This is a genomic window from Kitasatospora sp. NPDC023120 (assembly GCF_055560835.1).
On the sequence record NZ_JBVHHY010000001.1, the window covers coordinates 460,926 to 487,346 of the forward strand.

General features: G+C 72.5%; 24 protein-coding genes. 14 read left to right on the forward strand and 10 right to left on the reverse strand.

All coding sequences use genetic code 11. The features are described 5' to 3' along the window. Positions 1 to 259: 259 nt before the first annotated feature. Entirely contained in the window at positions 260 to 1,906 is a 1,647-nt protein-coding gene (locus tag ACZ3TI_RS02220) for an alpha/beta hydrolase (protein WP_465722335.1), read from the reverse strand. 69 nt (positions 1,907 to 1,975) lie between these two features. Then, positions 1,976 to 2,731: an SDR family oxidoreductase gene (locus ACZ3TI_RS02225; RefSeq protein WP_465722337.1), complete on the reverse strand. Its 756-nt coding sequence runs from the start codon at positions 2,729 to 2,731 to the stop codon at positions 1,976 to 1,978. A gap of 144 nt (positions 2,732 to 2,875) precedes the next feature. On the opposite strand from ACZ3TI_RS02225, the gene ACZ3TI_RS02230 reads away from it, so the two are divergent. The 8 genes from ACZ3TI_RS02230 (at position 2,876) to ACZ3TI_RS02265 (ending at position 13,432) form a co-directional block, all read left to right on the forward strand. Further along, positions 2,876 to 4,465, forward strand: a complete 1,590-nt coding sequence (locus ACZ3TI_RS02230; protein ID WP_465722339.1) for an acyl-CoA mutase large subunit family protein — start codon at positions 2,876 to 2,878, stop codon at positions 4,463 to 4,465. Positions 4,466 to 4,677: 212 nt separating this feature from the next. Beyond that, positions 4,678 to 5,931, forward strand: a complete 1,254-nt coding sequence (locus ACZ3TI_RS02235) for an amidohydrolase (RefSeq protein ID WP_465722341.1) — start codon at positions 4,678 to 4,680, stop codon at positions 5,929 to 5,931. 271 nt (positions 5,932 to 6,202) lie between these two features. Further along, positions 6,203 to 7,264 carry a BMP family lipoprotein gene (locus ACZ3TI_RS02240; protein WP_465722343.1) on the forward strand — a complete coding sequence of 354 codons (1,062 nt, stop codon included), beginning with the start codon at positions 6,203 to 6,205 and terminating at the stop codon, positions 7,262 to 7,264. Positions 7,265 to 7,556: 292 nt separating this feature from the next. Then, a complete protein-coding gene (locus ACZ3TI_RS02245) occupies positions 7,557 to 9,137 on the forward strand; it encodes an ABC transporter ATP-binding protein (RefSeq protein ID WP_465722505.1) in 1,581 nt (526 codons plus the stop codon). A 4-nt stretch (positions 9,138 to 9,141) separates the two neighbouring features. Beyond that, positions 9,142 to 10,305, forward strand: coding sequence for an ABC transporter permease (locus ACZ3TI_RS02250; RefSeq protein WP_465722345.1), 1,164 nt, complete (start codon positions 9,142 to 9,144; stop codon positions 10,303 to 10,305). A gap of 73 nt (positions 10,306 to 10,378) precedes the next feature. Continuing rightward, positions 10,379 to 11,644, forward strand: coding sequence for an ABC transporter permease (locus ACZ3TI_RS02255; RefSeq protein WP_465722347.1), 1,266 nt, complete (start codon positions 10,379 to 10,381; stop codon positions 11,642 to 11,644). Beyond that, complete coding sequence (locus tag ACZ3TI_RS02260) at positions 11,641 to 12,033, forward strand: cytidine deaminase (protein WP_465722349.1); 393 nt, start codon at positions 11,641 to 11,643, stop codon at positions 12,031 to 12,033. Before ACZ3TI_RS02255 ends, ACZ3TI_RS02260 begins: the two co-directional genes overlap by 4 nt. Before the next feature lie 121 nt (positions 12,034 to 12,154). Then, the gene (locus tag ACZ3TI_RS02265) at positions 12,155 to 13,432 is read left to right on the forward strand and encodes a thymidine phosphorylase (RefSeq protein ID WP_465722351.1); all 1,278 of its coding nucleotides are present in this window, start codon (positions 12,155 to 12,157) and stop codon (positions 13,430 to 13,432) included. A 27-nt stretch (positions 13,433 to 13,459) separates the two neighbouring features. On the opposite strand, the gene ACZ3TI_RS02270 is transcribed toward ACZ3TI_RS02265, so the two are convergent. Both ACZ3TI_RS02270 and ACZ3TI_RS02275 read right to left on the reverse strand, forming a co-directional pair. Next, a complete protein-coding gene (locus tag ACZ3TI_RS02270) occupies positions 13,460 to 14,014 on the reverse strand; it encodes a Uma2 family endonuclease (RefSeq protein WP_465722353.1) in 555 nt (184 codons plus the stop codon). Positions 14,015 to 14,040: 26 nt separating this feature from the next. Then, the gene (locus ACZ3TI_RS02275) at positions 14,041 to 15,318 is read right to left on the reverse strand and encodes an MFS transporter (protein ID WP_465722355.1); all 1,278 of its coding nucleotides are present in this window, start codon (positions 15,316 to 15,318) and stop codon (positions 14,041 to 14,043) included. Positions 15,319 to 15,410: 92 nt separating this feature from the next. Here ACZ3TI_RS02275 and ACZ3TI_RS02280 point away from each other — a divergent pair, with 92 nt between their 5' ends. The 3 genes from ACZ3TI_RS02280 (at position 15,411) to ACZ3TI_RS02290 (ending at position 18,280) form a co-directional block, all read left to right on the forward strand. Next, positions 15,411 to 16,379, forward strand: coding sequence for a LysR family transcriptional regulator (locus ACZ3TI_RS02280; RefSeq protein WP_465722357.1), 969 nt, complete (start codon positions 15,411 to 15,413; stop codon positions 16,377 to 16,379). A gap of 140 nt (positions 16,380 to 16,519) precedes the next feature. Next, the gene (locus tag ACZ3TI_RS02285) at positions 16,520 to 17,677 is read left to right on the forward strand and encodes an adenosine deaminase (RefSeq protein ID WP_465722359.1); all 1,158 of its coding nucleotides are present in this window, start codon (positions 16,520 to 16,522) and stop codon (positions 17,675 to 17,677) included. A 225-nt stretch (positions 17,678 to 17,902) separates the two neighbouring features. Next, positions 17,903 to 18,280, forward strand: a complete 378-nt coding sequence (locus ACZ3TI_RS02290) for a hypothetical protein (protein WP_465722361.1) — start codon at positions 17,903 to 17,905, stop codon at positions 18,278 to 18,280. Positions 18,281 to 18,362: 82 nt separating this feature from the next. Here ACZ3TI_RS02290 and ACZ3TI_RS02295 read toward each other — a convergent pair whose 3' ends face one another. Continuing rightward, the gene (locus ACZ3TI_RS02295) at positions 18,363 to 18,548 is read right to left on the reverse strand and encodes a PspC domain-containing protein (protein WP_465722363.1); all 186 of its coding nucleotides are present in this window, start codon (positions 18,546 to 18,548) and stop codon (positions 18,363 to 18,365) included. A gap of 374 nt (positions 18,549 to 18,922) precedes the next feature. Here ACZ3TI_RS02295 and ACZ3TI_RS02300 point away from each other — a divergent pair, with 374 nt between their 5' ends. Beyond that, positions 18,923 to 20,284, forward strand: coding sequence for a hypothetical protein (locus tag ACZ3TI_RS02300; RefSeq protein WP_465722365.1), 1,362 nt, complete (start codon positions 18,923 to 18,925; stop codon positions 20,282 to 20,284). 100 nt (positions 20,285 to 20,384) lie between these two features. Next, on the forward strand, positions 20,385 to 21,038 hold the full coding sequence (locus ACZ3TI_RS02305) for a PhzF family phenazine biosynthesis protein (protein WP_465722367.1): 654 nt from the start codon (positions 20,385 to 20,387) through the stop codon (positions 21,036 to 21,038). On the opposite strand, the gene ACZ3TI_RS02310 is transcribed toward ACZ3TI_RS02305, so the two are convergent. The 4 genes from ACZ3TI_RS02310 to ACZ3TI_RS02325 all read right to left on the reverse strand — a co-directional run bounded on the left by ACZ3TI_RS02310 (position 21,035) and on the right by ACZ3TI_RS02325 (position 24,350). After that, complete coding sequence (locus tag ACZ3TI_RS02310; RefSeq protein WP_465722369.1) at positions 21,035 to 21,643, reverse strand: VanZ family protein; 609 nt, start codon at positions 21,641 to 21,643, stop codon at positions 21,035 to 21,037. The two genes, ACZ3TI_RS02305 and ACZ3TI_RS02310, sit on opposite strands and share 4 nt — an antisense overlap. A gap of 104 nt (positions 21,644 to 21,747) precedes the next feature. Further along, on the reverse strand, positions 21,748 to 22,068 hold the full coding sequence (locus tag ACZ3TI_RS02315; protein WP_465722371.1) for a hypothetical protein: 321 nt from the start codon (positions 22,066 to 22,068) through the stop codon (positions 21,748 to 21,750). Further along, complete coding sequence (locus tag ACZ3TI_RS02320; protein ID WP_465722373.1) at positions 22,065 to 23,609, reverse strand: ATP-binding protein; 1,545 nt, start codon at positions 23,607 to 23,609, stop codon at positions 22,065 to 22,067. Before ACZ3TI_RS02320 ends, ACZ3TI_RS02315 begins: the two co-directional genes overlap by 4 nt. Positions 23,610 to 23,672: 63 nt before the next feature. Then, a complete protein-coding gene (locus tag ACZ3TI_RS02325) occupies positions 23,673 to 24,350 on the reverse strand; it encodes a response regulator transcription factor (RefSeq protein WP_030257458.1) in 678 nt (225 codons plus the stop codon). 353 nt (positions 24,351 to 24,703) lie between these two features. Between ACZ3TI_RS02325 and ACZ3TI_RS02330 the strand changes: the two genes are divergently transcribed. Then, the gene (locus ACZ3TI_RS02330; protein WP_465722506.1) at positions 24,704 to 25,603 is read left to right on the forward strand and encodes a SigE family RNA polymerase sigma factor; all 900 of its coding nucleotides are present in this window, start codon (positions 24,704 to 24,706) and stop codon (positions 25,601 to 25,603) included. Between the two features lie 173 nt (positions 25,604 to 25,776). Here ACZ3TI_RS02330 and ACZ3TI_RS02335 read toward each other — a convergent pair whose 3' ends face one another. After that, on the reverse strand, positions 25,777 to 26,415 hold the full coding sequence (locus ACZ3TI_RS02335) for an ATP-binding protein (RefSeq protein WP_465722375.1): 639 nt from the start codon (positions 26,413 to 26,415) through the stop codon (positions 25,777 to 25,779). Positions 26,416 to 26,421 lie beyond the last annotated feature (6 nt).

Below are 26,421 nucleotides of genomic sequence, written 5' to 3' on the forward strand. Positions count from 1 at the left end.
CGCTGGCCAGCGGGTCCTCCTCGTGAGGGCGGGAAGGTGCCGGTGGGGTGGGGTGGTGGAGCAGCTGAAGTATGGGGGCTGCGGAGCGGCGCCCGGCGCCGGTCCGGCAGCGCCTCCAAGGTAGTTGAGCCGTCATCAGTTGGGGAGGGCGCGCGCCGAATTCATCCGGACGAGCTATCAAGTTGTGACGTTGACACCTGCACGTCAGCGCCCTCCCCGCATGCGTCTGCTGAACGGCACGGCCGGGTGGCGATCGGCCTCAGCTGCAGCGGGTGCCGGCGGCCGGCATGGTGCCCTCGGTCAGGTAGGCCTCCATGGCCCGGTCGATGCAGGTGTTGCCCTTGCCGAAGGCGCCGTGGCCCTCGCCGACCCGGGTGAGCAGGGTGGCGTCGGCGAAGCCCTTGGCCAGCGACTCGGCCGAGGCGTACGGGGTGGCCGGATCGCCGGTGGTGCCGACCACCAGGATCGGGGCGCTGCCCTCGGCCCGGACGGTGTGCGGCTTCTCCTGCGTCTTGAAGGGCCAGTAGGCGCAGCCGGGCTCGCTGTAGTCGTCCACCGTGACGCCCTTGGACAGCAGCGGTGCCTCGGCGAGCAGCCGGTCCACCGCGGCCTTGGCGTGCTCGGGGGTGGGCGCGGGGCGGGCGGCGTCGGCGCAGCTGATCGCGCCGCTGGCCTCCTCCATCGGGCTGTAGTGGCCGTTCTCGTCGCGTCCGTTGTACTCGTCGGCGAAGGCCAGCAGCAGGTCGCCGCGCTTCAGCTTCATCGCCATGCCGAGGCCGGCCCGCAGGTACTTCCAGGAGGTCTTCTCGTCGCCGTAGAGCGCCTGGATGGTGCCGGTCCAGGCCAGGTCGCGGCCGAGCTTGCGGCCGTCCTTGCCGGTCAGCGGGTTGTCGTGCAGGCCGTCCAGGAAGTCGGCGGCCTTCTTGGCGGCGGTGGCCTTGTCGGTGCCGAGCGGGCACTCGTCGGCGTGGTTCTGCACGCAGTCGGCGGCGAAGCGCTCGAAGGACTTCTCGAAGCCGACCTGCTGGTCGACGCCGTGGTCCAGGGTGTCCTGGGCGGGGTCGACGGCGCCGTCCAGGATCAGCCGGCCGGTGTTCCCCGGGAACTCCTCGGCGTAGAGGGCGCCGAGGTAGGTGCCGTAGGAGATGCCCAGGTAGTTGAGCTTCTTGTCGCCGACGACGGCGCGCAGCACGTCCAGGTCGCGGGCGGTGTTGCGGGTGCCGACGAAGGGCAGCAGCCGGCCGGCCTTGGCCTGGCAGGCGGCGGCGTGGTCGGTGGACTGCTTGACGTGCGCGGCCTTGCGCGCGGCCGGGTCCAGCGGCTCGTCCTGCTGGTTGGCGGCGTCGTGCTGCTTGTCGTCGTAGCAGACGACCGGGGAGCTGTCGCCGGTGCCGCGGGGGTCGAAGCCGATCACGTCGAAGCGGTCGTGCAGGGCGCCGGTGAACTCCTTGGCGCCGTACTCGACCATCTCGATGCCGGAGCCGCCGGGGCCGCCCGGGTTGACCATCAGCGAGCCGATCCGCCGGTCCGGCTTGGCCGCCGGGTACTTGATCAGGGCGAGGTCGATCGCGTCGGTGGCGGGGTGGGCGTAGTCCAGCGGGACGTGCAGCCGGCCGCACTTCATCGCGGAGGTGTCGATCCTGGCCTTCGCGGCCTGGGGGTCGGCCGGGCAGTCCGCCCAGGTGATCTGCTGGCCGTAGAAGGGCTTGAGCGCCGGGTCGGCCTCGCCGACGGCCTTGGCGGTCGGCGTCGGGGCCGCGGGGTTCGCGGCGGCGGGCGCGGAGCTGCCGACGGCCTGGTCCTGGGCCGGCTTGGCGGTGTCGTCGCAGGCGGCGGTGAGGAGGAGGGTGCCCGCCGCCACCGCGGCCAGCAGGGCTCGTGGGCGGGCGGCCCGGAAAGTTCTCATCGCACGTGTGTACCACCGGGTGGCGGCACGTTCGATCTTGCCCCCTGCGGGCCGCCCGCGCGGAGCGGATCAGCCGCGGTGCACCTTGTGGTTGGCGGCCTGCGCCCGGGGGCGGACCACCAGCAGGTCGATGTTCACGTGCGAGGGCCGGGTGACCGTCCACGCCACGGTGTCCGCGATGTCCTCCGAGGTCAGCGGCTCGGCCACGCCCGCGTACACCGCGGCCGCCTTCTCCTCGTCGCCGCGGAAGCGGGTGACCGCGAAGCCCTCGGACTTCACCATGCCGGGCGCGATCTCGATCACCCGGATCGGCTCCCCGCACAGCTCCAGCCGCAGCGTGGCCGCGATGGTGTGCGCGGCGTGCTTGGCGGCGACGTACCCGCCGCCGCCCTCGTACGCGGCCAGCGCGGCGGTCGAGGAGAGCACCAGCACCGTGCCGTCGCCGGTGGCCCGCAGGGCCGGCAGCAGCGCCTGCGTCACGTGCAGCACGCCGAGCACGTTCACCTCGTACATGGCCCGCCAGTCGGCCGGGTCGCCGTGCTCGACCGTCTCGGCGCCGATGGCGCCGCCGGCGTTGTTCACCAGGACGTCCACCCGGCCGACCTCGGCCGCGAAGGCGTCCACGGCGGCCCGGTCGGTGACGTCCAGCGTGACCGCTCTCGCCGAACCGCCGCGTTCGCCGATCTCCTTGGCCAGCGCCTCGATCCGCTCGGTGCGGCGGGCGGTCAGCACCACCTCGAAGCCCTCGGCGGCCAGCCTGCGGGCGGTCGCCGCGCCGATTCCGCTGCTGGCACCGGTGACCACGGCCACCTTCTGCTCGGTCATTGCCACTCCCTGGGGGCTCATCGGTCGTTCACCCGATCATCTCAACCGCGCCTTCCGCCCGATCGGGCCGGTCGCTCCTAGATTGCGAGGACACCGCGCGGGCACCTCCAGGACCGGTGCCCGCCGACCCCCCGGGAGGGACCCATGGCAGCCGAGCCGCGCCGCGCCGAGTCGGGATTCGACCTCGAACCGCTGTACGGCCCCGAGGCCCTGGCCGGCTGGGACCCGGCGACCCGGCTGGGCCGGCCCGGGGAGTACCCCTACACCCGGGGCGTCTACCCGACGATGTACACCGGCCGGCCCTGGACGATGCGCCAGTACGCGGGCTTCGGCACCGCCGCCGAGTCCAACGCCCGCTACCGCCAGCTGATCGCGGGCGGCGGTACCGGCCTGTCGGTCGCCTTCGACCTGCCCACCCAGATGGGCTACGACTCGGACGCCCCGCTCGCGGCCGGGGAGGTCGGCAAGGTCGGCGTGGCGGTGGACAGCGTCGAGGACATGGCGGTGCTCTTCGACGGCATCCCGCTCGGCGAGGTGTCCACCTCGATGACCATCAACGCGCCCGCCGCCCTGCTCCTGCTCCTGTACCGGCTGGTCGGCGAGGCCCAGGGCGTGGCACCGGCGGCGCTCACCGGCACGGTCCAGAACGACGTGCTGAAGGAGTACATCGCCCGCGGCACGTACATCTTCCCGCCGCAGCCCTCGCTGCGGCTGGTCGCCGACGTGTTCCGGTACTGCCGGGCCGAGATCCCGCGCTGGAACACCATCTCCATCTCCGGCTACCACATGGCCGAGGCCGGGGCCGATCCCGCGCAGGAGATCGCCTTCACCCTGGCCAACGGCATCGCCTACGTCCGCACCGCGATCGCCGCCGGGATGGCGGTGGACGACTTCGCGCCCCGGCTCTCCTTCTTCTTCGTGGCCCGTACGACCCTTTTGGAGGAAGTGGCCAAATTTCGTGCCGCGCGCAGGATTTGGGCCAGAATCATGCGCGAGGAGTTCGGCGCCGCGGATCCGCGCTCGCAGATGCTGCGCTTCCACACCCAGACCGCGGGGGTGCAGCTCACCGCCCAGCAACCCGAGGTCAACCTGGCCCGGGTCACCGTGCAGGCGCTCGCCGCGGTGCTCGGCGGCACCCAGTCGCTGCACACGAACAGCTACGACGAGGCGATCGCGCTGCCCACCGAGAAGGCCGCCCGGCTCGCCCTGCGCACCCAGCAGGTGCTCGCCCACGAGACCGACGTGACCGCCACCGTCGACCCGTTCGCGGGTTCGTACGCCGTCGAGTCGCTCACCGACGCGGTGGAGGCCGCCGCGGTGGCGCTGATGGGCCGGGTCGAGGACCAGGGCGGCGCGGTGGCCGCGATCGAACGGGGCTTCCAGAAGGCCGAGATCGAGCGCACCGCCTACCGCCTCCAGCAGGAGACCGACTCCGGCGAGCGGACCGTGGTCGGCGTCAACCGCTTCCGGTTGGACACGGAGGAGCCGTACCAGCCGCTGCGGGTGGACCCGGCGATCGAGCGGCAGCAGGCCGTGCGGCTGGCCCGGCTGCGGGCCGAGCGCTCCGCCGGCGCCGTCACCCGGGCGCTGGACGCGCTGCGCCGCACCGCCGAGGGGCCGGAGAACGTGCTGTACCCGATGAAGGAGGCGCTGGCCGCCCGGGCCACCGTCGGCGAGGTCTGCGACGCGCTGCGCGGGGTGTGGGGAACATACGTCCCGGTGGAGCGCTTCTGAGCACCACCTGAACGGCCGTCAACGTCCGGGATTCGTCAAGGCGGTGGCGGCCGTGACCGCCGGCCCGGGTGATCGTTGCACAGGGCAAGCAACCCGGGGAAGGCGGCTGAAACGAGATGTCATACCCACCTGTCCGGCCGGTATGCGCCCATCCGGAGACTAGTTTTCCGGAAGTCGGGCCAAATCCCCCCAACAGGCCTACGATTGGGGAGATGAACCGTCCTGAGCCCGCTCAGCCGGGCGCCACTCTCGCCGCCGCACGCCCCGCCGCCGAACTGCGCGACCGGGTCAGGGCGCTGGAGCCCGAGCTGATCGCCTTCCGTCGTGATCTGCACCGGCACCCGGAGCTGGGCCGCCAGGAGTTCCGCACCACCGGGCTGCTGCGTGACCGTCTGGTGGCGGCGGGCCTCGAACCCCGGGTGCTGCCCGGCGGCACCGGCCTGCTCGTGGACATCGTCCCGGCCGGCACCGCCCCGGGCGCCGAGATCCTGGCCTTCCGCGCCGACATCGACGCGCTGCCCATCGACGACGCCAAGACCGACGTGCCGTACCGCTCGACCGTCCCCGGCCGGGCCCACGCCTGCGGCCACGACGTGCACACCTCGGTGGTGCTCGGCACCGGCCTGGTGCTGGCCGAGGCCGCCCGCACCGGCGAGCTGCGCCGCCCCGTCCGGCTGGTCTTCCAGCCGGCCGAGGAGGTCATGCCCGGCGGCGCGCTGGACGTGATCAAGGCCGGCGGGATGGACGGCGTCGGGCGGATCTTCGCGGTGCACTGCGACCCGAAGGTGGAGGTCGGCCGGATCGCCCTGCGCACCGGGGCGATCACCTCGGCCTGCGACCGGCTGGTGCTGCACCTGGACGGCCCCGGCGGGCACACCGCCCGCCCGCACCTGACCACCGACCTGGTGACCGCGGTGGCCCGGATGGCCGCCGACCTCCCGGGCGCGCTGGCCCGCCGGATGGACCCGCGCTGGGGCGTCAGCCTGGTCTGGGGTCGGATCGCCTCCGGCTCCGCGCCCAACGTCATCCCGCAGCACGCCGAGCTGGAGGGCACCGTCCGCTGCCTGGAGCTGGACGGCTGGCGCGAGGCGCCGGACCTGCTGCACGAGCTGATCGCCAAGCTCGCCGAGGCGAACCGGGCCAAGTGGACGCTGGACTACCACCGCGGGGTGCCGCCGGTGGTCAACGAGGCCGTCTCGGTCGCGCAGCTGGACGCGGCCATGCACGCGCGGTTCGGGCGCGAGGGCTCCGTGGTGGTCGAGGGCACCGAGCAGAGCCTCGGCGGCGAGGACTTCTCCTGGTACCTGGAGCACGCCCCGGGCGCGCTGGCCCGGCTGGGCGTCCGCGTTCCCGGTGACAACGCCGTCCGCGACCTGCACCAGGGCCGGTTCGACGTGGACGAGCGGGCGATCGGCATCGGTACCGAGCTCTTCGCGGCGCTGGCCCTGGAGGCGGACGGCGACTGAGGGCGCGCCCCACGGGCGCAGCCGGCGGGTCGGACGACCTCCACATGACCGGATTGTCGGGATCCGGGGTTGGGGCACGGTTCCGTAAACTGGGCCGAACCAGCCTCGGACCACTGTCCGCGCAGGGGGAACAGAGCGTCGGGACGGGTGTCAGACCACGGTTTGATAACAACCCGAATGCTCTGGCACCCCGTAACACAACCGTGTTCTACGCGCGTTACGGTGGCGTCCGACCACGCCAAACGGTTGCGTGTCAGAAGGAGATACTCCCTTGCGCCGTTCAATGAAGCTCGCCGCGGTTGTGCTCTCGGGTTCCCTGGGCATGGCCTCGCTCGCCGCTTGCGGCGCAAAGAGCACCGACAACACCTCTTCTTCCGCCTCGGGCGACGGTTCGCTCAAGGTCGGCATGGCCTATGACATCGGCGGCCGTGGCGACCAGTCGTTCAACGACTCCGCCGCCCGCGGTCTGGACAAGGCCAAGGCCGAGCTGGGTGCCTCCGTGACCGAGGCCGAGGCCAAGGCCGGCGAGGCCGAGGCCGACAAGGAGACCCGTCTCAAGAACCTGGTCGACGCCGGCTACAAGACCATCATCGCGGTCGGCTTCGTGTACCAGCCGGCGGTCAACAAGGTCGCCAAGGACAACCCGAACGTCAAGTTCGCGATCATCGACTCGAACGACAAGGACCAGCCGTCCAACGTCACCTCGCTGCTCTTCGCCGAGCAGGAGGGTTCGTACCTGGCCGGTGTCGCCGCCGCGAACAAGTCGAAGGCCCACCACATCGGCTTCATCGGCGGTGTGCAGTCGGAGCTGATCAAGAAGTTCGAGGCCGGTTACAAGGCGGGCGCCAAGTCCGTCGACCCGAACATCGCGATCGAGACCACCTACCTGACCACGCCCCCGGACTTCACCGGCTTCAACTCGCCCGACAAGGGCAAGGAGGCCGCGCAGGGCCAGCTCGACAAGGGCGCGGACATCATCTACACCGCCGCCGGCTCCTCCGGCAACGGTGCCATCGAGGCCGTCGCCAACAAGGCGGGCGCCCTGGCCATCGGTGTCGACTCCGACCAGGCCAGCCAGCCGGCCCTGGCGAAGTACAAGAACAGCATCATGACCTCGATGGTCAAGAACGTCGACAACGCGGTCTTCGCGTACATCGACTCGGTCAAGAAGGGCAACGCCTTCACCGGCGTCAAGCTCTTCGACCTGAAGGCCGACGGTGTCTCGCTCGCCACCACCGGTGGCAAGATCGACGACATCCAGCCGCAGCTGAAGGCCGCCGCCGACGCCATCAAGAGCGGCGCCACCACCATCCCGACCGCGCCGACCCAGTAAGGTCCGCGCGTCTCGGACGCGACAGCGCCTGCCGCCTGCCCGGTAGCGCGATGATCGACACAGTTCACGGGAGGGGCCCGGCAGGGTGCGCTCAACGCGTACCCCCGGGCCCCGTTCCGTCCCCCCGTTCCCCCCTTGGCCCTCCGAGCGCAACGACGCGCCTCCAGACCACCAGGAGATCGCCATCACCGCATCCGATCCCGTCCCCCTGCGCAAGGACGGCACCCCCAGCGCGGGGACGGCGACAACGGCCGTCGAACTGCGCGGCATCACCAAGCGCTTCCCCGGTGTCGTGGCGAACCACGACATCAACCTCACCGTCCGCACCGGTACCGTGCACGCACTGATGGGCGAGAACGGCGCCGGCAAGTCGACGCTGATGAAGATCCTCTACGGCATGCAGAAGCCGGACGAGGGCACCATCGCGATCAACGGCGAGCTGTGCGAGTTCAACACCCCCGGCGACGCCATCTCCCGCGGCATCGGCATGGTGCACCAGCACTTCATGCTCGCCGACAACCTCACGGTGTGGGAGAACGTCGTCCTCGGCGGCGAGAACATCCACGGCATCGGTGCCAAGGCGAAGGCGAAGATCAAGGAGATCTCCGACCAGTACGGCCTGGGCGTGCGCCCGGACGCCCTGGTCGAGGACCTCGGCGTCGCCGACCGCCAGCGCGTCGAGATCCTCAAGGTGCTGTACCGCGGCGCCAAGATCCTGATCCTCGACGAGCCCACGGCCGTCCTCGTCCCGCAGGAGGTCGACGCGCTGTTCGACAACCTGCGCGAGCTCAAGTCCGAGGGCGTCACCGTCATCTTCATCTCGCACAAGCTGCACGAGGTGCTGGCGGTCGCCGACGCGATCAGCGTCATCCGGCGCGGCACCACGGTCGGCGACGCCGACCCGAAGGCCGTCACCGCCCGCCAGCTCGCCGAGATGATGGTCGGCGCCGAGCTGCCCTCCCCGGAGAGCCGCGAGTCGACCGTCACCACGACCGAGATGCTCGCCGTCACGGACCTGCGGATCGCCAAGACCGACGCCGAGGGCATCGAGCGCGTCGTCCTGGACGACATCTCGCTGCGCATCCACAAGGGCGAGATCCTCGGCATCGCGGGTGTCGAGGGCAACGGCCAGGCCGAACTGGTCGAGGCCATCATGGGCATGCTGCCGCTGGACGGCGGCACCGTCACCCTGGACGGCAAGGACCTCTCCGGCACCCTCACCCGGGCCCGTCGCGAGGCCGGCATCGGCTACATCCCCGAGGACCGCCACAAGCACGGCCTGCTGCTGGAGGCCCCGCTCTGGGAGAACCGCATCCTCGGCCACGTCACCGAGGTGCCCAACTCCAAGGGCGTGCTGCTCGACCCCTCCGCCGCGCGGACGGACACCCAGCGGATCGTCGAGGAGTACGACGTCCGCACCCCCGGCATCGAGGTCACCGCGGCCTCCCTCTCCGGCGGCAACCAGCAGAAGCTGATCATCGGCCGCGAGATGAGCCACCAGCCCAAGCTGCTGATCGCCGCGCACCCCACCCGCGGTGTCGACGTCGGCGCGCAGGCCCAGATCTGGGAGCACATCCGGCGCGCCCAGCGGGAGGGCCTGGCCGTCCTGCTGATCTCCGCCGACCTCGACGAGCTGATCGGCCTCTCCGACACCATCCGGGTCATCTACCGCGGCCGTCTGGTCGCCGACGCCGACCCGGCCACCGTGACCGCCGAGGACCTGGGCACCGCGATGACCGGCGCCGCCAGCGGCCACATCGAGTCCGAGCCGGAGGCCGTCGCCGAGGCGCAGGCCATCGCTGCCGAGGGCACCGAGGCCGCGGCCGAGCACCCGCCCACCGACACCGCCGACGACTCGCAGGCGGGGGAGTAACCACATGACCAGTCCCAACCCCGCCGCCAAGGCCGCCAAGCCCGGCCTGGCACAGCGGATCAGCGGTGAGCGGATCGTGCTCGCACTGGCGGCGCCGGTGCTCGCGGTCGTGCTCTCCATCGCGATCTGCTCCGTCCTGCTGGCGACCTCGGGCAAGAACCCGTTCGACGCGTGGAACGTGATGATCACGTACGCCACCAAGTCCGACGGCCAGGTGGCGATCCTCAACCGCTCCACCACGTACTACCTGGCCGCCGCGGCCGCCGCCTTCGGCTTCCGGATGAACCTGTTCAACATCGGCGTCGAGGGCCAGTACAAGGTCGCGGCGCTGTTCGCGGCCTACATCGGCGCCCAGGTCGACCTGCCGGCGTTCATCCAGATCCCGCTGCTGCTGGTCACCGCCATGCTGGTCGGCGGTCTGTACGCGAGCATCGCCGGTCTGCTGAAGGTCTACCGCGGCGTCAGCGAGGTCATCGCGACCATCATGCTGAACGCCATCGCGGTCGCGATCGTCGGTCTGCTGCTCGTCCCCGGCATCTTCGCCCCGAAGGTCAGCGGCACCAGCAACTCGATCCAGACCGCGCCGATCTCGCAGTCGAGCCACTTCTTCGGCATCGAGACGGCCGGCGGCACCCTCTGGGGCTTCCTCTTCCTCGCGATCCTGGTCGGCGTGCTCTTCCAGTTCACCCTGACCCGCACCCGCTTCGGCTTCGACCTGCGTGCCACCGGCCGCTCGGAGTCCGCCGCGACCGCCTCCGGCGTGAACGTCAAGAAGATGGTGGTCGTCTCGATGGCCGTCTCCGGCGCGATCGCCGGTCTGATCGGCATGCCCGAGCTGCTGCAGAACTCCTTCTACTACGGCCAGAGCTTCCAGCCCGGCCTGGGCTTCCTGGGCATCTCGATCGCCCTGCTCGGCCGCAACAGCCCGATCGGCATGGCCTTCGCGGCCCTGCTGTTCGCCTTCCTGGACGCCACCGGCGCGCAGCTGCCCCTGCAGGGCGGCTTCCCGTCCGAGATCGTCTCGGTCATGCAGGGCACCATCGTCATCTGCGTCGTCGTCGCGTACGAGCTGGTGCGCCGCTACGGCCTGAAGCGCCAGCAGCAGAAGGTCGGCGAGCAGCTCGCCGCCCAGCTCGCGGCCACTGAGAAGAAGGAGGTGGCCTCGTGAGCGAGCGAAGCGAGGGAGCCATCAAGTACTGCGCGCTGTGCGAAGCACGCGCCGAGCGTAGCGAGGTGTGGGCATGAGCACCGCTACTGCCGCTCGTCCGAAGGCGCCGGGCGCGCCCACCAAGAAGCGCAAGCTGTCCTGGCCGGTGGTCCTGCTCCTGATCGCGGGCGCCCTGGTCCTGTTCTCCGCCGTGGGCATGGCCACCGGCAACCACTCGCTGACCTCCTCCGGTCAGGTCACCGCCGCGCTCAGCGCCGCCGTGCCGATCGGCATGGCCGGTCTCGGTGGTCTCTGGTCCGAGCGGGCCGGTGTGGTCAACATCGGTCTTGAAGGCATGATGGTCGCCGGTACCTTCTGCGGTGCCTGGGCCGGCTACCTGGTCAACCCGTGGGTCGGCCTGCTGGCCGGCATGCTCGGCGGCGCGCTCGGCGGTCTGCTGCACGCGATCATCACCGTCACCTTCGGCGTCGACCACATCGTCTCCGGCGTCGGCATCAACCTGCTGATCCCCGGCATCTGCGCGTACGTCAACCGGATCTACTACAAGGACTACATCTCGGCCGGTGCCGGGGCGAACCAGTCCCCGCCGGCGGATCCGCTGCCGTACATCACCATCCCGGGCCTGTCCTCGGGCCTGAAGGACATCGAGAACCACCACTGGTTCTTCGTCTCGGACGTCGCGGGCGTGCTCGGCGGCCTGGTCACCAACATCTCGGTGGTCGTGGTCCTGGCGGCCGCGCTGATCGTGGTCACCTACTTCGCGCTTTGGCGCACGGTGTTCGGCCTGCGGCTGCGCTCCTGCGGTGAGAACCCGACCGCCGCCGAGTCGCTGGGCGTCAACGTCTACAAGTACAAGTACCTGGCGGTCATCGCCTCCGGCGCCTTCGCGGGCCTCGGCGGTGCGTACCTCTCGCTGGTCGCCGCGCACTTCTACAAGGACGGCCAGACCCTGGGACGCGGCTTCATCGGCCTCGCCGCGATGATCTTCGGCAACTGGATGCCCGGCGGCCTCGCCATGGGCGCCGGCCTGTTCGGCTTCACCGACAGCCTCCAGCTGCGCGACCCGGAGTCGGTGCACGTGCTGATCCTCGTCGTCGGCATCGCGATGGTCCTGCTCGCCCTGTGGCAGCTGTACCGCCGCAAGTTCACCTCGACGGTGATCTCCTTCGTGATCGCCGGCGGTCTGATCGCCTGGTACTCGCAGACCGACCAGGTGCAGCGCCCGCTGATCGTCGCCACGCCGTACGTGATCACCCTGGTGGTGCTCTCGCTGGCCTCGCAGCGCCTGCGGCCGCCGAAGGCGGACGGGCAGATCTACCGCAAGGGCCAGGGCAAGTGACCGCCCCGGTCGTCGACTGGGAGCGGCTGCGCGAGGCGGCGCGCGAGGCGATGGGCCACGCGTACGCCCCGTACAGCAAGTTCCCGGTCGGCGCGGCCGCGCTGGTGGACGACGGCCGGGTGGTCACCGGCTGCAACGTCGAGAACGCCTCGTACGGGCTCGGGCTGTGCGCCGAGTGCGGGCTGGTGTCCGCGCTGCACGCCACCGGCGGCGGTCGGCTGACCGCGTTCACCTGTGTGGACGGCTCCGGCGAGCTGCTGATGCCGTGCGGGCGCTGCCGCCAGCTGCTGTACGAGCACGGCGGGCCGGAGCTGCTGGTCGACCTGGCCTCGGGCGTGAAACCGATGAGCGAGGTCCTGCCCGACGCGTTCGGACCGGAGCGGCTCTAGCATCTCCATTTGTTACGCGCGTAGAGTGTCGCGAGTGGGCCGGAACCCGGTCATCTCGCGGCACTCTTCGCTTTTCACGCTTTTAGAAACCCCGCTTTTGGAAACCCCACTGGGAGCACGCATGGACGCCATCTCCGTCATCAGGACCAAGCGCGACCGCGGAGAGCTGAGCGACGCTCAGATCGACTGGGTCATCGACGCCTACACCCGTGGCGAGGTCGCCGACGAGCAGATGTCCGCGCTGGCCATGGCGATCCTGCTGAACGGCATGAAGCCGCGCGAGATCAGCCGCTGGACCGACGCGATGATCCGTTCCGGCGTCCGGATGGACTTCTCCTCGCTGCCGCTGCCCACCAGCGACAAGCACTCCACCGGTGGGGTCGGCGACAAGATCACCCTCCCGCTCGCCCCGCTGGTCGCCGCCTGCGGCGCCGCCGTCCCGCAGCTCTCCGGCCGCGGCCTCGGCCACACCGGCGGCACCCTGGACAAGCTGGAGTCCATCCCTGGCTGGCGCGCCCTGCTCTCCAACGAGGAGATGATGGACGTGCTGCGCGACGCGGGCGCGGTCATCTGCGCGGCCGGCGACGGCCTCGCGCCGGCCGACAAGAAGCTGTACGCGCTGCGCGACGTCACCGGCACCGTCGAGGCGATCCCGCTGATCGCCTCCTCGATCATGTCCAAGAAGATCGCCGAGGGCACCGGCGCGCTGGTCCTGGACGTCAAGGTCGGCTCCGGCGCGTTCATGAAGAACCTGGACGACGCCCGCGAACTCGCCCGCACCATGGTGGGCCTGGGCACCACCGCCGGGGTCAACACCGTGGCCCTGCTCACCGACATGTCCACCCCGCTCGGCCTCACCGCGGGCAACGCGCTCGAGGTCCGGGAGTCCGTGGAGGTCCTCGCCGGCGGCGGCCCGGCCGACGTCGTCGAGCTGACCCTCGCCCTCGCCCGCGAGATGCTCGCCGCGGCCGGCGTGCACGGCAAGGACCCGGCGGACGCGCTGCGCGACGGCTCCGCGATGGACCACTGGCGCCGCATGATCGCCGCCCAGGGCGGCGACGTGGACGCCCCGCTCCCGGTCGCCCGCGAGCAGCACGTCATCCCCGCGCCCGCCTCCGGCGTGCTCACCGGGCTCGACGCCTACGCCGTCGGCGTCTGCGCCTGGCGCCTGGGCGCCGGCCGCGCCCGCAAGGAGGACCCGGTCCAGGCCGGCGCCGGCGTCGAGATGCACGCCAAGCCCGGCGACACCGTCGTGGCCGGCCAGCCCCTGCTGACCCTCCACACCGACACCCCCGAGCGCTACGACTACGCCATCGAGGCCCTGGCCGGCGGCATCACCGTCGCCCCGGCCGGCACGGAGTTCACCCCGAACCCGATCGTGCTGGACCGCATCGCCTGATCCGGTCGGTGTCCTGCGGACGTGCGCTCAGGCGTACGTCCGCAGGACGCTCGTGTCGAGAGTCCAGGGGCCGACCGTGATCGTGTCGCCGAACACGAACTTCTCACGGGATTCGTAGCCGAGCTCCGAGTGCACGATGCCGGTGCCGGTGCGGGGGTCGACGATCAGGTAGAACGGGATGCCCATGGCCGCGTAGTCGCGGACCTTGTTGTGGTAGTCGTTCTCGGGGTTGGAGTTGGAGACGATCTCCACCACGAGCAGTACCTCGTGCGGGAGAACCGCTCGCTGCTCACCCTCCAAGGTCGCCTCGGGGAAGACCATCAGGTCCGGGTTGCGCAGCTGGCCGAGTCCGGCATCCTGCAAGTCCGCGCCGTGGTAAGCGATGTGACCCGGATGAGTGGTCGGCAGCTGGGCGTTGAGCTGTCGGGCGATGCGCAACACGGCGAGCTCGTGGCGCTTCACCGGCGACATCATCATGACGATCTGACCGTCGGCGATCTCGATCTTCCCTATCCCCGGCACCTTCGGCAGCTGATCCGCGATCTCAAGCAGCCTGGCGTACGCAGCAGGATCGATGCTCATGTCCCTGAGTGTATCGGCGGCGACTGTCAAGCGTCCGCGATCGCTCGCCGGGTGGTATGGGCTCGGTGGGTGGCGTAGAGCGTCACGCCGGCGGCGAGGGTGAGAGCGCTGAGGGCGACGGTGGCGGCGCCGGGCCAGCCGGTGGCGTGGTAGGCGTCGGCGCCGAGGGTGCCGCCGAGGCTGTTGCCGAGGTAGTAGGCGATCAGGTAGAGGGCGGAGGCCTGGGCGCGGCCCTCGGTGGCGGTGCGGCCGACCGCGGAGGAGGCAGTGGCGTGGCCGGCGAAGAAGCCGGCGGTGATCAGGACCAGGCCGAGCAGGGCGCAGGCCAGCGACTCGGCGAGGGAGAGCAGCAGGCCGGCCGCGGTCACGCCGATGGCGACGTAGAGGGCGCCGCGGCGGCCGAGGCGGGCGGAGAGGCGTCCGGCCGCGGCGGAGGTGCCGGTGCCGACCAGGTAGACCACGAAGATCGAGGCGGCGACCGACTCCGGCAGGTTGAACGGTGCGCCGACCAGCCGGTAGCCGACGGTGTTGTAGACCGCGCCGAACACGGCCATGAACAGCAGCCCGAGCGCGTACAGCCGCACCAGCAGCGGGTTGTGCAGGTGCCGTCCGACCGTACGGGCGAGCGCGCGGGCGTCCACCGGCGCGGGGGTGAAGTGCCGGGCGGCGGGGATCAGCAGCCGGAAGACCAGCGTGGCGAGCAGGGCGAGGACGGCGGAGGCGGCGAGGCCCCAGCGCCAGCCGAGGGCGGCGGCGGTCCAGCCGGAGATCAGTCGGCCGCCCATGCCGCCGATGCTGTTGCCGGCCACGTACAGGCCCATCGCTGAGGCCAGGGCGCTCGGGTGGACCTCCTCGGCGAGGTAGGCCATGGCGGTGGCGGGGAGCCCGGCGAGGGCGGCGCCCTGGAGGCCCCGCAGGACGACGAGGGTGGTCAGGTCCGGCGCGAAGGGCAGGGCGAGGGCGAGGACGGAGGCGGCGAGGGTCGAGGCCGTCATCACCGCGGTCCGGCCGTACTTGTCGGAGAGCGCGCTGGCGGGCAGCAGGGCGAGGGCGAGTCCGAGGGTGGCGGCGGAGGCCGTCCAGCTGGCCTGGCCGGGGGTGAGGTCGAGGTCGGCCGAGAGGATCGGCAGCAGGCCCTGGGTGGAGTAGAGCAGGACGAAGGTCGCGACCCCGGCGGCGAACAGGGCGAGGTTGGCGCGGCGGAAGGCGCGCTGCCCGGGGCGGAGGCGGTCGTCCCGGGTCGGGGCGGTGGCGGCGGGGGCATCCGGGGCGGGCACGGATGCCCTGGTACTCGAGGGCTGCATGCCGTCGACCGTAGGTCCGGCGCGGTTGATGCGTCCAATGCATGAAGAGTGGATGATCGATGCACTGGCGTATGAGTCGAGGTGGTGGCGGAATGGCAGGTCCGGAGCCGGTGGACGGAGCGGAGCAGCGGTACCGGGCGGCCGAGTTGGGGCCGGAGGAGCCGGCCGTCCTGCTGGCGCCGCGGCTGGCGCAGTTCGCGGCGGTGGCCCGGCTGGAGCACGTGACGCAGGCGGCCGCGCTGCTCGGGGTGCCGCAGCCGACGCTGTCGCGCGCGGTGGCCCGGCTGGAGGAGGAGCTGGGCGTGGACCTACTGGCCCGTCAGGGCCGCACGGTCCGGCTGACCAGGGCGGGCCGGCTGCTGCTGGCCTCGGTGGAGCGGGCGCTGGCCGAGGTGGAGCGCGGCGCGCAGGCGGCCCGGGCGGAGGCGGACCCGGAGGTGGGGCTGGTCGCCTTCGGCTTCCTGCACACGATGGGGCCGGACGCGGTGCCGGCGCTGCTGCGCGGCTTCCGCGCGGCGCACCCGCGGGTGCGGTTCCAGCTGGTGCAGGACTACGGCGCGGCGATGCTGGAGCGGCTGCGGGCCGGGGAGTTGGACCTCTGCCTGGTCGCGCCGCTGCCGGAGGACCCGGCGTTCGCCGCCCGCCCGCTGGACGAGCAACGCCTGCACCTGGTCGTCCCGGCGGACCACCGGCTGGCCGGGCGGCGGCGGATCCGGCTGGCGGAGGTGGCCGAGGAACCGTTCGTCGGGCTGGAGCAGGGGTACGGGCTGCGCGTGATCACCGACGGCTTCTGCGCGGAGGCGGGCTTCGTCCCCCGGCTGGCGTTCGAGGGCGAGGAGGCGGAGACGCTGCGCGGGCTGGTGGCGGCCGGGCTGGGGGTGGCGCTGCTGCCCCCGGCGCTGGTGCCGCGGCCCGGGGTGGTGGAGCTGGAGGTGACGGCGCCGCGCACCCGGCGGGCGGTCGGGCTGGCCTGGGCGGCGGGGCGGCCGCTGACGCCGCCGGCGGAGGCGTTCCGGGACTTCGTGCTGTCCCGGCGCGGACGGTTGCTCCAGCACGACTGAGACCGCCGCCCGGGTGTTCCGGAACGTCCTGCGCTTTTGGCGGATCCTATGGACCGGCCGGTGGAATTCCGGGTGCAGTTTGGACCATTCGGTGGTGTCCGCGGTGGTGGGTCTACGCGCGTAGGGGCTATATTTCCGCAATGGAAAAGCAGAATCCCGTCACCACCGCGGGCACCGGCCCGCGCATCCCCACCCCCGAGCAGATCCGCCGCGCGCCGAAGGTCCTCCTGCACGACCACCTGGACGGCGGGCTGCGTCCGGAGACCGTGGTCGAGCTGGCCGCCGCCGTCGGGTACGAGGGCCTGCCCACCACCGACCCCAAGGAGCTCGGCGAGTGGTTCCGCGAGGCCGCCGACTCCGGCTCGCTGGTCCGCTACCTGGAGACCTTCGCGCACACCTGCGCCGTGATGCAGACTCGCGAGGCCCTGATCAAGGTCGCCGCCGACTGCGCCGAGGACCTGGCCGCCGACGGTGTCGTCTACGCCGAGGTCCGGTACGCCCCCGAGCAGCACCTGGAGGCCGGCCTGACCCTGGACGAGGTCGTCGAGGCCGTCCAGGAGGGCTTCCGCCTCGGTGAGGCCAACGCCCGCGAGGCCGGCCACCGGATCCGCATCGGCACCCTGATCACCGCGATGCGGCACGCGGCCCGCTCGCAGGAGATCGCGGAGCTGGCCAACCGCCACCGCGACCAGGGCGTCGTCGGCTTCGACATCGCGGGCGCCGAGGCCGGCTACCCCCCCACCCGCCACCAGGCCGCCTTCGACTACCTCAAGGGCGAGAACAACCACTTCACCATCCACGCGGGCGAGGCCTTCGGCCTGCCGTCGATCTGGGAGGCCCTGCAGTGCTGCGGCGCCGACCGGCTCGGCCACGGCGTGCGGATCGTCGACGACATCACGGTGGGCGAGGACGGCTCGGTCTCGCTCGGCCGACTGGCCGCGTACGTGCGCGACAAGCGCATCCCGTTGGAGATGTGCCCCACCTCCAACATCCAGACCGGCGCCGCCACTTCGTACGCCGAGCACCCGATCGGCCTGCTCAGCCGGCTGAAGTTCCGGGTCACCGTGAACACCGACAACCGGCTGATGAGCGGCACCAGCATGAGCCAGGAGTTCGGGCACGTGGTGGACGCCTTCGGCTACACCCTGGGCGACCTGGAGTGGTTCACGGTGAACGCGATGAAGTCCGCGTTCCTGCCGTTCGACGAGCGACTGGCGATGATCAACGACGTGATCAAGCCGGGCTACGCCGAGCTGAAGGCGGAGTGGCTGTTCAGCGTGGGTACCGGCGGCAACTGAGCCGCGGCGCGAACGCGTTCCCGGTGGTCGGATGAACGGCCGCTTCCAGCAAGGAAGTTGGCGTTCATCCGACTACTCACCCGGGTGAGTGAACGCCCTTTGGCTCTCACACGACCGGCTCACTACGGTGTGCCAGTCATTGCCGAGCAGGCGCGGTGGCGGCCGCCCGGCCGCCGACCCCCGCGCCCGGCGTCGGCCACCGACGAGGACCCAAGGGGACGAACCATGAAGCAGGCTCTCAAGGCCGCCGGCACCGCGGCGCTCGGCATCGCCATCGCGGCGGTCGGCGCCGGCACCGCCTCCGCCGACGCCGCCCCGGCGCCCGGCGGCCTCGGGCTGCCCACCGGCGCGGTGACGAACCCCGCGGTGACCGGGGCGGTCGCCGACACCGCCGCCAAGCTGCCCGGCGGGGACAAGGTCACCGGCACGCTGGGCACCCTCGCGCCGACCGCCGGCCACGTCGCCGCCCCGGCCGCCGACGCGGCCCCGCTCGCCGGCGTCACCCAGCAGCGCGCCGCCGTCCCGTCCGTTCCGGGTCTCGACAAGACCCCCATCGGCGGCCTGACCGGCGCCCTGCCGGGCCTGCCGGGCCTCGGCGGCTGACCCGAGCCACCCGCACGGCGACGGGCCGCCCGCCCCGGTGATCCCGGGGCGGGCGGCCCGTCGCCGTTTCGCCCTCGCCGGCTCACGGCTCCTGCGGGAGGAGCAGCCAGAGCGCGAGGTAGAGCAGGAACTGCGGGCCGGGCAGCAGGCAGGAGAGCAGGAAGATCACCCGGACGGTCGACGGGGCCAGCCCGAAGCGGGCGGCGATTCCGGCGCAGACGCCGGCGATGACACGGTTGTGGCGAGGACGGGCGAGACGAGCACTCATGACACTCTCCTGATCTGCACCGCACGGTGGCGGCCCGGTCCGGCCGGTCCGGCGGGCGTACTTCCATGCTCCGCCGCCGACGCCCCGGATTCCTCCGCCCGTCAGGTGATTCCGCACCCCGACGGGTCACCGGGGAGGTGTAGCCGGATGTCGGGGTCGCCCTCAGGGTCACCCTGAGGGCAGCCGCCCGTCCGGGCCGGGCGGAAGGCCCGCGACCTCCGTCGCGGGGGCGCGGAAACGGCTCGGTATGATGCCGCGGGTCGCTGTTGGTCGGGGGGCGGAAACATCGGCGCGCCATCGCCTTGAAATGCTCTCTCGCGCAAGCGATTTCACGTTCTGTTGGGCTCTGTCCGAATTCTCTCGTGAGGTTGAAGTTGCGCATTCGGCATCGCAGGTTCCTGGCCGCGACCGCCGCCGTCACACTGGCCTCCGGGCTGGCCGCCGTCGAGGCCCCGGCCGTCTTCGCGGCCTCCGGCGACGTCACGACCACCCAGGGCACCCCGGCTCCCTCCTCGCCGGTCACGGCCTCGCTCGGCGGCCTGCCCGGCACCGTCAAGGCGGGCGGCGCGCCGGTGGAGTTCACCGCGGCGCTCAGGAACGGCGCCGACCACCGGATGGAGGTGCTGTTCGGCGCCTTCGTCGTCGCGGACACCGGTACCGGCACCAAGCAGAGCCAGTTCAGGCTGGAGTACCAGTCGCCCGGCAGTGCGCAGTGGCAGGACGCCAAGGTGAGCGCCGCCAGCGGTGGGGCCGCCTGGGAGCTCGGCCCGCCCGCCGCGCTGCACCTGGAGGCCGGCGGCGAGGCCGTCTACCGGCTGCGGCTCACCGTCGCCGCCGACGCCCCGGCCGGGCGGGTGGCGCCGGGCTTCAACGCCGCCGTCGCGGACCCCACCCTGCCGCCGGAGCAGCGCAACTCCTATGCGCTGAGCGGCTATCCGGACGTGGTCATCGTCCCGGCGGTCGCGCCGACCACCGCGGCGCCCAAGCCCGCCGCCACCGCCGAGGTCAGGCTCGACGGGGTACCCGCCGTGTTCACGGCGGGCGGCGAGGCGAAGCCGTTCAGGCTGGTCCTCACCGGCAACAGCGGCAGGGACCTCCGCATCCTGCCCGCGATCGTGTTCCAGGGCGCGAGCGAACTCCGGCCCGAGGCCGTCAGGTTCGAGTTCCGGACGGCCGGCGGAGGCTGGCTGGAGGGGACCCCGGGCGGCAGCTCGGAGCACCCGGGCTGGCTCTACCTGGGGCTGTGGACCGGCGACAGGAACACCGACGTGATCACCCTGCCCAAGGGCGGGACCCGTACGATCGACGTCCGGCTGTCCTTCACCAAGGACGCCCCGGTCGGCGCCCAGTCCCTGGCGGCGCTCGCGGGCAGCGTGCCCGGCGAGGGCGAGAGCGGGAGCGTGGCGTACGGCCCGAAGGCCGACTTCACGATCGCGCCCGCAGCCGACTCCACCGTCACCCCGACCTTCACCTCCGCGATCACCCCGAAGCCGACCGCGCCCCAGCCCTCCATCGCCCCGGTCGTCGTCCCGGTCACCGAGACCACCACCACGGCGCCCTACCCGGCACCGGCCGCCGCCCCCCGGACGGCCGCCGCTCCGGCCCCCACCCCGGACAGCGAACTGGCCACCACCGGCGGCAACCCCACCTCCGAGTCGATGGCGGTCACCGGCGCGGTCGCCATCGCCCTCGGCCTGGCCACCCTGGTCATCGCCCGCCGCCGCAGGAATACCTAGGGTCCGTTTTCAAACCCTCGCAGGCGGGGGTTTGAAAACGGACCCTAGGCCCTGGCGTGGCCAGCGGATCTTTGCGGGGCGGTAGTTGACGAGGTGGGAAATGGCTGGGTATGAGGTGCTGCGGGTCTTTTGCGGGCCCGACGGGCGGTACGGGAACGAGCTCGGTGTCGTGCGGGACGGTGCTGCCGTGCCGGAGCGTGCGGAGCGGCAGCGGATCGCGCGCGAACTCGGCTTCAGTGAGACGGTGTTCGTCGACGACCCGGAGCGCGGGGAGATCGACATCCACACCCCGACGGTGCGGCTGCCCTTCGCCGGGCACCCCTGTGTGGGTGTCGCCTGGCTGCTCGGGGTGGACCGGCTGGTGACGGCGGCCGGGGTGGTGGGGGTGCGCCGAGCGGGCGGGCTGACCCGGATCGAGGTCCGGCCGGAGTGGGCCCCGCCGCGGACGCTGCGGCAGTACGGCTCGGCGGCCGAGGTGGAGGCGCTGGAGGTGCCGCCGCCGGGGGAGTGGATCTACGCCTGGGCCTGGCAGGACGAGGCGGCCGGAACCGTCCGGGCGCGGGGATTCCCCGGGCGCGGCGACGGGATCGACGAGGACGAGGCGACCGGTGCGGCCGCCCTGCTGCTGACCGCGCGGCTGGGCCGGGCGCTGACCGTGACCCAGGGCCGGGGCTCGCAGCTGCTGACCGGGCCGCGCCCGGGCGGGTTGGTCGAGGTCGGCGGCCGGGTGGTGCCGGGGTCGAGCACGCCCTAGCGGGCGGGCGGCGTCGGCTCCGCGTAGGCGCGCGGGCGGGCGGCGGGCGTGACGGCCGCCACCTTGGCGACGGCGGCGACCGGCGACACGCCCAGGACGGGTACCCGGGGCCTCCGCGGCCGCCGCTCCCGCAGCAGGTGCCGCAGTCCGGGGGCCAGCGCGAGGTGGGTGATGGCGACGCCGACCACGGCGAACAGGATGTGGTCCACGTTGAGGACGTGCCCGGGCGTCCAGGACGCCAGGAACTCCAGGCCGGTCGCCAGCAGCGCGGAGGCGCCGGTGGTGCGCAGGAAGGACGGCAGCCAGGGGGCCCGCAGGCGGCCGCCGGCCAGCGGCAGGAGGACGCCGAGCGGGGCCAGCAGCAGCAGTTCGCCGGCCACCTGCCAGGCGGTGGAGGAGCGGAGCGAGGCCAGCGGGGTCAGGTTGGCGTCGTACACCCAGGCCACCGGCAGCGGTCTCAGCACCAGCCAGAGCACCAGCGCCAGGTGGCAGGCCAGGCCTGCCAGCCCGGTCCGCCGGAGGGAACGGTGGACGGCCGCCGCCGGGCTGCTCTCGGTCCCCGCGCCGGAACGCTCCTCGCGTGTCCTGGTGCCATCTCGCTGCACGGGGGGAAGGACGTGAGCCGGTGGCACGGCGGTTCCACACCGGGCGTGAACATTCCCGAACGCGCCCCGGGACGCCCCACCGGCGTCCCGGACCGCCTACCGGGCTACTTGCACGGGGCAGCCGTCGGCACCGCGCTGAACACGTTGTCCGGCGGCGGGCTGCCCGGCGCGACCGGGGTCGGCGAGGGGCTCGGGCTCGCGGTGCCCTTGGCGGCGCCGCGGGCCGGGGTGACGGCGGGGGCGGGGCCGGGCGGGGTGACCAGCGCGGTCGGTATCCGCGGGGTGGTCGGGCAGGCCGTCCGGCTGGCCGGGGCGCCCGCGTCGACCGGTACGGCGGTCGGCCGGATGCCGCAGCCGGAGGCCAGGGCGAGCAGGAACAGCACGCCGGCGGTGCGGCGCAGGGTGGTGCGGGTGGGGGCGGTCACGTGGCGTCCTCGTTCTCGGCGTCGCGGGCGGAGCCGCGCTCGGCCCCGTCCGCGGACGGCGGAGGCGGCGGGGCCGGCGGCAGCGTCAGGGTGAACACCGCGCCGACCTCCCCGTTCGCCGCCGTGATCGTCCCCCCGTGTATCTGCGCGTTGGCCATCGCGATCGACAGCCCCAGACCGCTGCCCTCCGAGCGGGCCCGCCCCCGGTCCGCCTTGTAGAACCGGTCGAAGACGTGCGGCAGCACGTCCTCCGGGATGCCCGGGCCGCTGTCGGAGACCTCGACCACGACCGAGTCCTCGGTCTGCCGGACCTTGACCCGCACCGGCGAGCCGCCGTGCTTCAGCGCGTTGCCGATCAGGTTGGCGAAGACCACGTCGAGCCGGCGCGGGTCGACCACGGCCAGGATGCCGCGCGGGGCGTCCACCTCGACCGCGTCGTACCAGGCCCGCCCGTCGATGCAGGACATGATCAGGTCGGCGATGTCCACTTCGTCGGCGACGAGCTTGGCGGTGCCGGCGTCGAAGCGGGTCACCTCCATCAGGTTCTCCACCAGGTCGGACAGCCGCCGGGTCTCGCTGACCACGAGCCGGACGGCCGGCTCGATCATCGGGTCCAGCGACTCGGCCTCGTCCTCCAGGATGTCGGTGACCGCGGTCATCGCGGTCAGCGGGGTGCGCAGCTCGTGGGACATGTCGGCGACGAACCGCCGGCTCTGCGCCTCGCGCGCGCTCAGCTCCTCGACCTGCTCGTGCAGCGACTCCGCGGCCCGGTTGAAGGTCCGTGCCAGGTCGGCGAGTTCGTCCGAGCCCTCGACTTCGAGCCGGGTGTCCAGGTGTCCCTCGCCGAGCCGTCGGGCGGCGTCGCCGAGCCGTTTGACCGGCCGCAGCACGGTGGCCGAGGCGGCCTGGGCCAGTAGTGCCGAGCCGATCAGCGCGAGCAGCGTGGCGATGGCCAGCGACCAGCCCAGGGTGTTGAGGTCGGCCCGCTCGTTCTCCAGCGACTTGAACATGTACGCCGTCGGGCCGTTCGGCACCACCTTGGTGCCACCGATCACGAACGGCCGGCCCTCCAGGTTCTGCCGCTGCCAGTACAGGTGGTACGGGTACGGGTTGCTCTCGGAGACCTCGCGCGGCTTGGCGACGGTGGACTGCAGCGCCGCCGGGACGTCGGCCAGCGTGAAGTGCGTCGGGTCCGAGGAGGCCGCGGGGCACTCCGGGTGCGCCGGGTCGACCACCACCACGTCGTAACTCAGGCCGGAGCTGGCCACGTTGGACGCCAGCGTGGCCAGCTCCGGGCAGCCCGCGTCCAGCGGCAGCTCGGAGACGGTGCGGCTGAGCGAGACCCGGAAGTCGTTCAGCGCGGTGTCCTGGGCGCGCTTGAGCACCGCGTCGCGGTTCAGCCAGTACGCGATGCCGGAGGCCGAGACGGCGGCGAGCAGCGCGACCGCCGCGAACACCGCGATCAGCCGCACCCGCAGGGAGCGCAGCCGACGCCACCGGCCCGCCGGGAAGCGCCGGGCAGTCGTCTGATGGTCAGTCACAGGAGCCTGTCGTGATACGGGAGTTCAGCGGTCGGATGGGCGGGGTGGGAGCGGGCCAGCGGGTCAGGCCGGCGGGTCCAGCCGGTAGCCCACCCCGCGCACGGTGCGGATCAGGGTCGGCGCGGACGGCACGTCCTCGACCTTCGCCCGAAGCCGCTGCACGCAGGCGTCCACCAGGCGCGAGTCACCGAGGTAGTCGTGCTCCCAGACCAGCCGCAGCAGCTGCTGGCGGGAGAGCGCCTGTCCGGGGCGGCGGCTGAGCTCCAGCAGCAGCCGCAGCTCGGTCGGGGTGAGCTGGAGGTCCTGCCCGTCCTTGGTGACGGTCATCGCGGCCCGGTCGATCACCACGCTGCCGTACGCGGAGGAGTCCGAGCTCTCCCGCTCGCCGCGCCGCAGCACGGCCCGGATCCGGGCGTCCAGCACGCGCGGTTGGACCGGCTTCACCACGTAGTCGTCCGCGCCGGACTCCAGGCCGACCACCACGTCGATGTCGTCCGAGCGGGCGGTGAGCAGGATGATCGGCAGCTGGTCGGTGCGGCGGATCCGGCGGCAGACCTCGAAGCCGTCGATTCCGGGCAGCATGACGTCCAGCACGATCAGGTCGGGCCGCTGCTCCTTGAAGAGCCTCAGACCGTCCTCGCCGGAGGCGGCGGTGGCCACACGGTGGCCCTGGCGGGTGAGGGCGAGTTCGAGGCCGGTCCGGATGGCGTCGTCGTCCTCGATCAGTAGGAGGAAAGGCACGGCCCCATTTTGGCCCACCGGCAGCCCCGAATCACCCCCCGGACCGCTCACCGACCGTCCGGGAACCGGAACGACCGCCACCGGCGTCCGGTACGGAGGGAGGCGGACCGGGACGAAAGGCCCCCGCCTGTGACACCCCTGTGACAGTCGGCGGACAGCGCCATCACAACCGGCGGGCAGGATTTTCCATGTCGCCGCAGGACAGCGGGCCCCAGGGCCGGCTGGAAGGCGGCTACCGGAACCGCTCGTACCGACCCAGGGGGCGCACGATGAACGCCATGCTTCAGACCCGGACCAACCCGGCTGTCCGCACCGCGCGTTCGTCAGCCACCGCCCACCGGACCCGGTACGAGATCAGGACCGACGAGAACTCCGGTGCCGTGACCGTACGGGGGTGCGCGCACAGCACCGGTGGAAACCCTGTCGCCCGCCGGGTGAGCGGCGGCGGCAGGACGGGGGAGCTGTACGGGATCGGCCGGCTGGGGAGTCCGGCCGACTCCGCCAACACCCTCACGCTGCGGGGGATCCTCCCCGTCCGCGTCGAGGGCAAGGACGCCCCGGGGGGGAACCGGGGGACCGGGGGGAACGGTCTGCGCACGGTCGGTTCGGGGGAACCGACCGGTCGCGAGGCCGCCGGTGCGACGCTGCTGCGGCTGAACCCCGCCGCGGCGCGCACCACCGAGGCCGGACAGGGAGGCGCGCAGGGGGAGCACTCGGCCGCCGCGGAGGACCACATCACGGAGTTCACCGCGTACGTGCGCGAGCGCCGCGCCTCCCTGTACGCCACGGCCTACCACCTCACCGGTGACCGCTACGAGGCCGAGGACCTGCTGCAGAGCGCGCTCTTCAGCACCTACCGGGCCTGGGGCCGGATCACCGACAAGGCCGCGGTCGGGGGCTACCTCCGCCGCACCATGACCAACCTGCACATCTCCGCCTGGCGGCGCCGCAAGGTCAACGAGTACCCGACCGAGGAGCTGCCGGAGACGGCCGGCGACACCGACGCGATGGGCGGCACCGAGCTGCGCGCCGTGCTCTGGCAGGCGCTGGCGAAGCTGCCGGAGAACCAGCGGACCATGCTGGTGCTGCGGTACTACGAGGGCAAGACGGACCCGGAGATCGCCGACGTGCTGGGGATCAGCGTCGGCACCGTCAAGAGCAGCATCTGGCGCGCCCTGCGCCGGCTGCGTGACGACGAGCACCTGAACAAGTCGGGCGACACCGTCCGGGCGTTCGGCGAGCTGGTCGCCTGACGCGGCCGTACGGCGCGCAGGAGAGGACTCCCGTCGGGGGACGGGAAACGGACGGTCACGGTCCGGGGGCAGCGGCTCGGGGGAGCATGCCCGTGGGGGAGCCGAGGATCGTTCGGGAAGGCGACGGGCCGGTGCGGGGGAGACGCACCGGCCCGTCGTTCTGCTTTCGGGCCTCAGACCGCGGAGAGCTCCGTCGAACGGGACGCGGCGCGGATCCGCCGCTCGGCCTCCGGTCCGGCGCAGGCGTACGAGCCGAGCGTGACCTGCCGTCCGACGATGGAGCGCTCGGCCCGCATCAGCCGGAAGCCCCGGCGCAGCAGCACCGGCAGCGACTTGCGGCCCTCCCGGACGTCCCGCCGCAGTCGGCGCCAGGCCGTGGTGAGCGCGCCGTTGCGCAGGCACAGAGCGTCGCCGAGCAGGCCCTCCGCGGCGCACTCGGCGGTGATCTCGGCGGCGAAGATGCCCTCGGCGATGAACGCGCCGGCGCCGTCCAGCTCCAGGGCGCGGGTGCCGATCCGGCCGTTGTCCGGGATCGAGTACACCGGGACGTCGGTGCGGCCGTGCTCGTGCAGGGCGCGGATGGCGGCGACGGCCTGGTCGCGGTGCCAGGCCAGCGGGGAGTCCCAGTCGACGGCGCCGTCGGGCAGCCGCGGCAGCGTGGGGTCGTCCCCGTCCTTGTAGAAGTCGTCGAGCTGGAGCACCGGCAGGCCGCTGCGCTCGGCGAGCGAGGACTTCCCCGACCCGGAGGGCCCGGAGAGCAGGATCACCCGGGCATGCGCGGTCGGTGCGGGGTTCATGGGGGAGTCACTCACGGGACA

What these genes read in the sequence shown, in the direction of transcription:
- ACZ3TI_RS02220 (WP_465722335.1), bottom strand. Translation starts at nt 1,906, where the DNA reads ATGAGAACTTTCCGGGCCGCCCGCCCACGAGCCCTGCTGGCCGCGGTG.
- ACZ3TI_RS02225 (WP_465722337.1), bottom strand. Translation starts at nt 2,731, where the DNA reads ATGACCGAGCAGAAGGTGGCCGTGGTCACCGGTGCCAGCAGCGGAATC.
- ACZ3TI_RS02230 (WP_465722339.1), top strand. Translation starts at nt 2,876, where the DNA reads ATGGCAGCCGAGCCGCGCCGCGCCGAGTCGGGATTCGACCTCGAACCG.
- ACZ3TI_RS02235 (WP_465722341.1), top strand. Translation starts at nt 4,678, where the DNA reads ATGAACCGTCCTGAGCCCGCTCAGCCGGGCGCCACTCTCGCCGCCGCA.
- ACZ3TI_RS02250 (WP_465722345.1), top strand. Translation starts at nt 9,142, where the DNA reads ATGACCAGTCCCAACCCCGCCGCCAAGGCCGCCAAGCCCGGCCTGGCA.
- ACZ3TI_RS02255 (WP_465722347.1), top strand. Translation starts at nt 10,379, where the DNA reads ATGAGCACCGCTACTGCCGCTCGTCCGAAGGCGCCGGGCGCGCCCACC.
- ACZ3TI_RS02265 (WP_465722351.1), top strand. Translation starts at nt 12,155, where the DNA reads ATGGACGCCATCTCCGTCATCAGGACCAAGCGCGACCGCGGAGAGCTG.
- ACZ3TI_RS02270 (WP_465722353.1), bottom strand. Translation starts at nt 14,014, where the DNA reads ATGAGCATCGATCCTGCTGCGTACGCCAGGCTGCTTGAGATCGCGGAT.
- ACZ3TI_RS02275 (WP_465722355.1), bottom strand. Translation starts at nt 15,318, where the DNA reads ATGCAGCCCTCGAGTACCAGGGCATCCGTGCCCGCCCCGGATGCCCCC.
- ACZ3TI_RS02280 (WP_465722357.1), top strand. Translation starts at nt 15,411, where the DNA reads ATGGCAGGTCCGGAGCCGGTGGACGGAGCGGAGCAGCGGTACCGGGCG.
- ACZ3TI_RS02285 (WP_465722359.1), top strand. Translation starts at nt 16,520, where the DNA reads ATGGAAAAGCAGAATCCCGTCACCACCGCGGGCACCGGCCCGCGCATC.
- ACZ3TI_RS02290 (WP_465722361.1), top strand. Translation starts at nt 17,903, where the DNA reads ATGAAGCAGGCTCTCAAGGCCGCCGGCACCGCGGCGCTCGGCATCGCC.
- ACZ3TI_RS02295 (WP_465722363.1), bottom strand. Translation starts at nt 18,548, where the DNA reads ATGAGTGCTCGTCTCGCCCGTCCTCGCCACAACCGTGTCATCGCCGGC.
- ACZ3TI_RS02305 (WP_465722367.1), top strand. Translation starts at nt 20,385, where the DNA reads ATGGCTGGGTATGAGGTGCTGCGGGTCTTTTGCGGGCCCGACGGGCGG.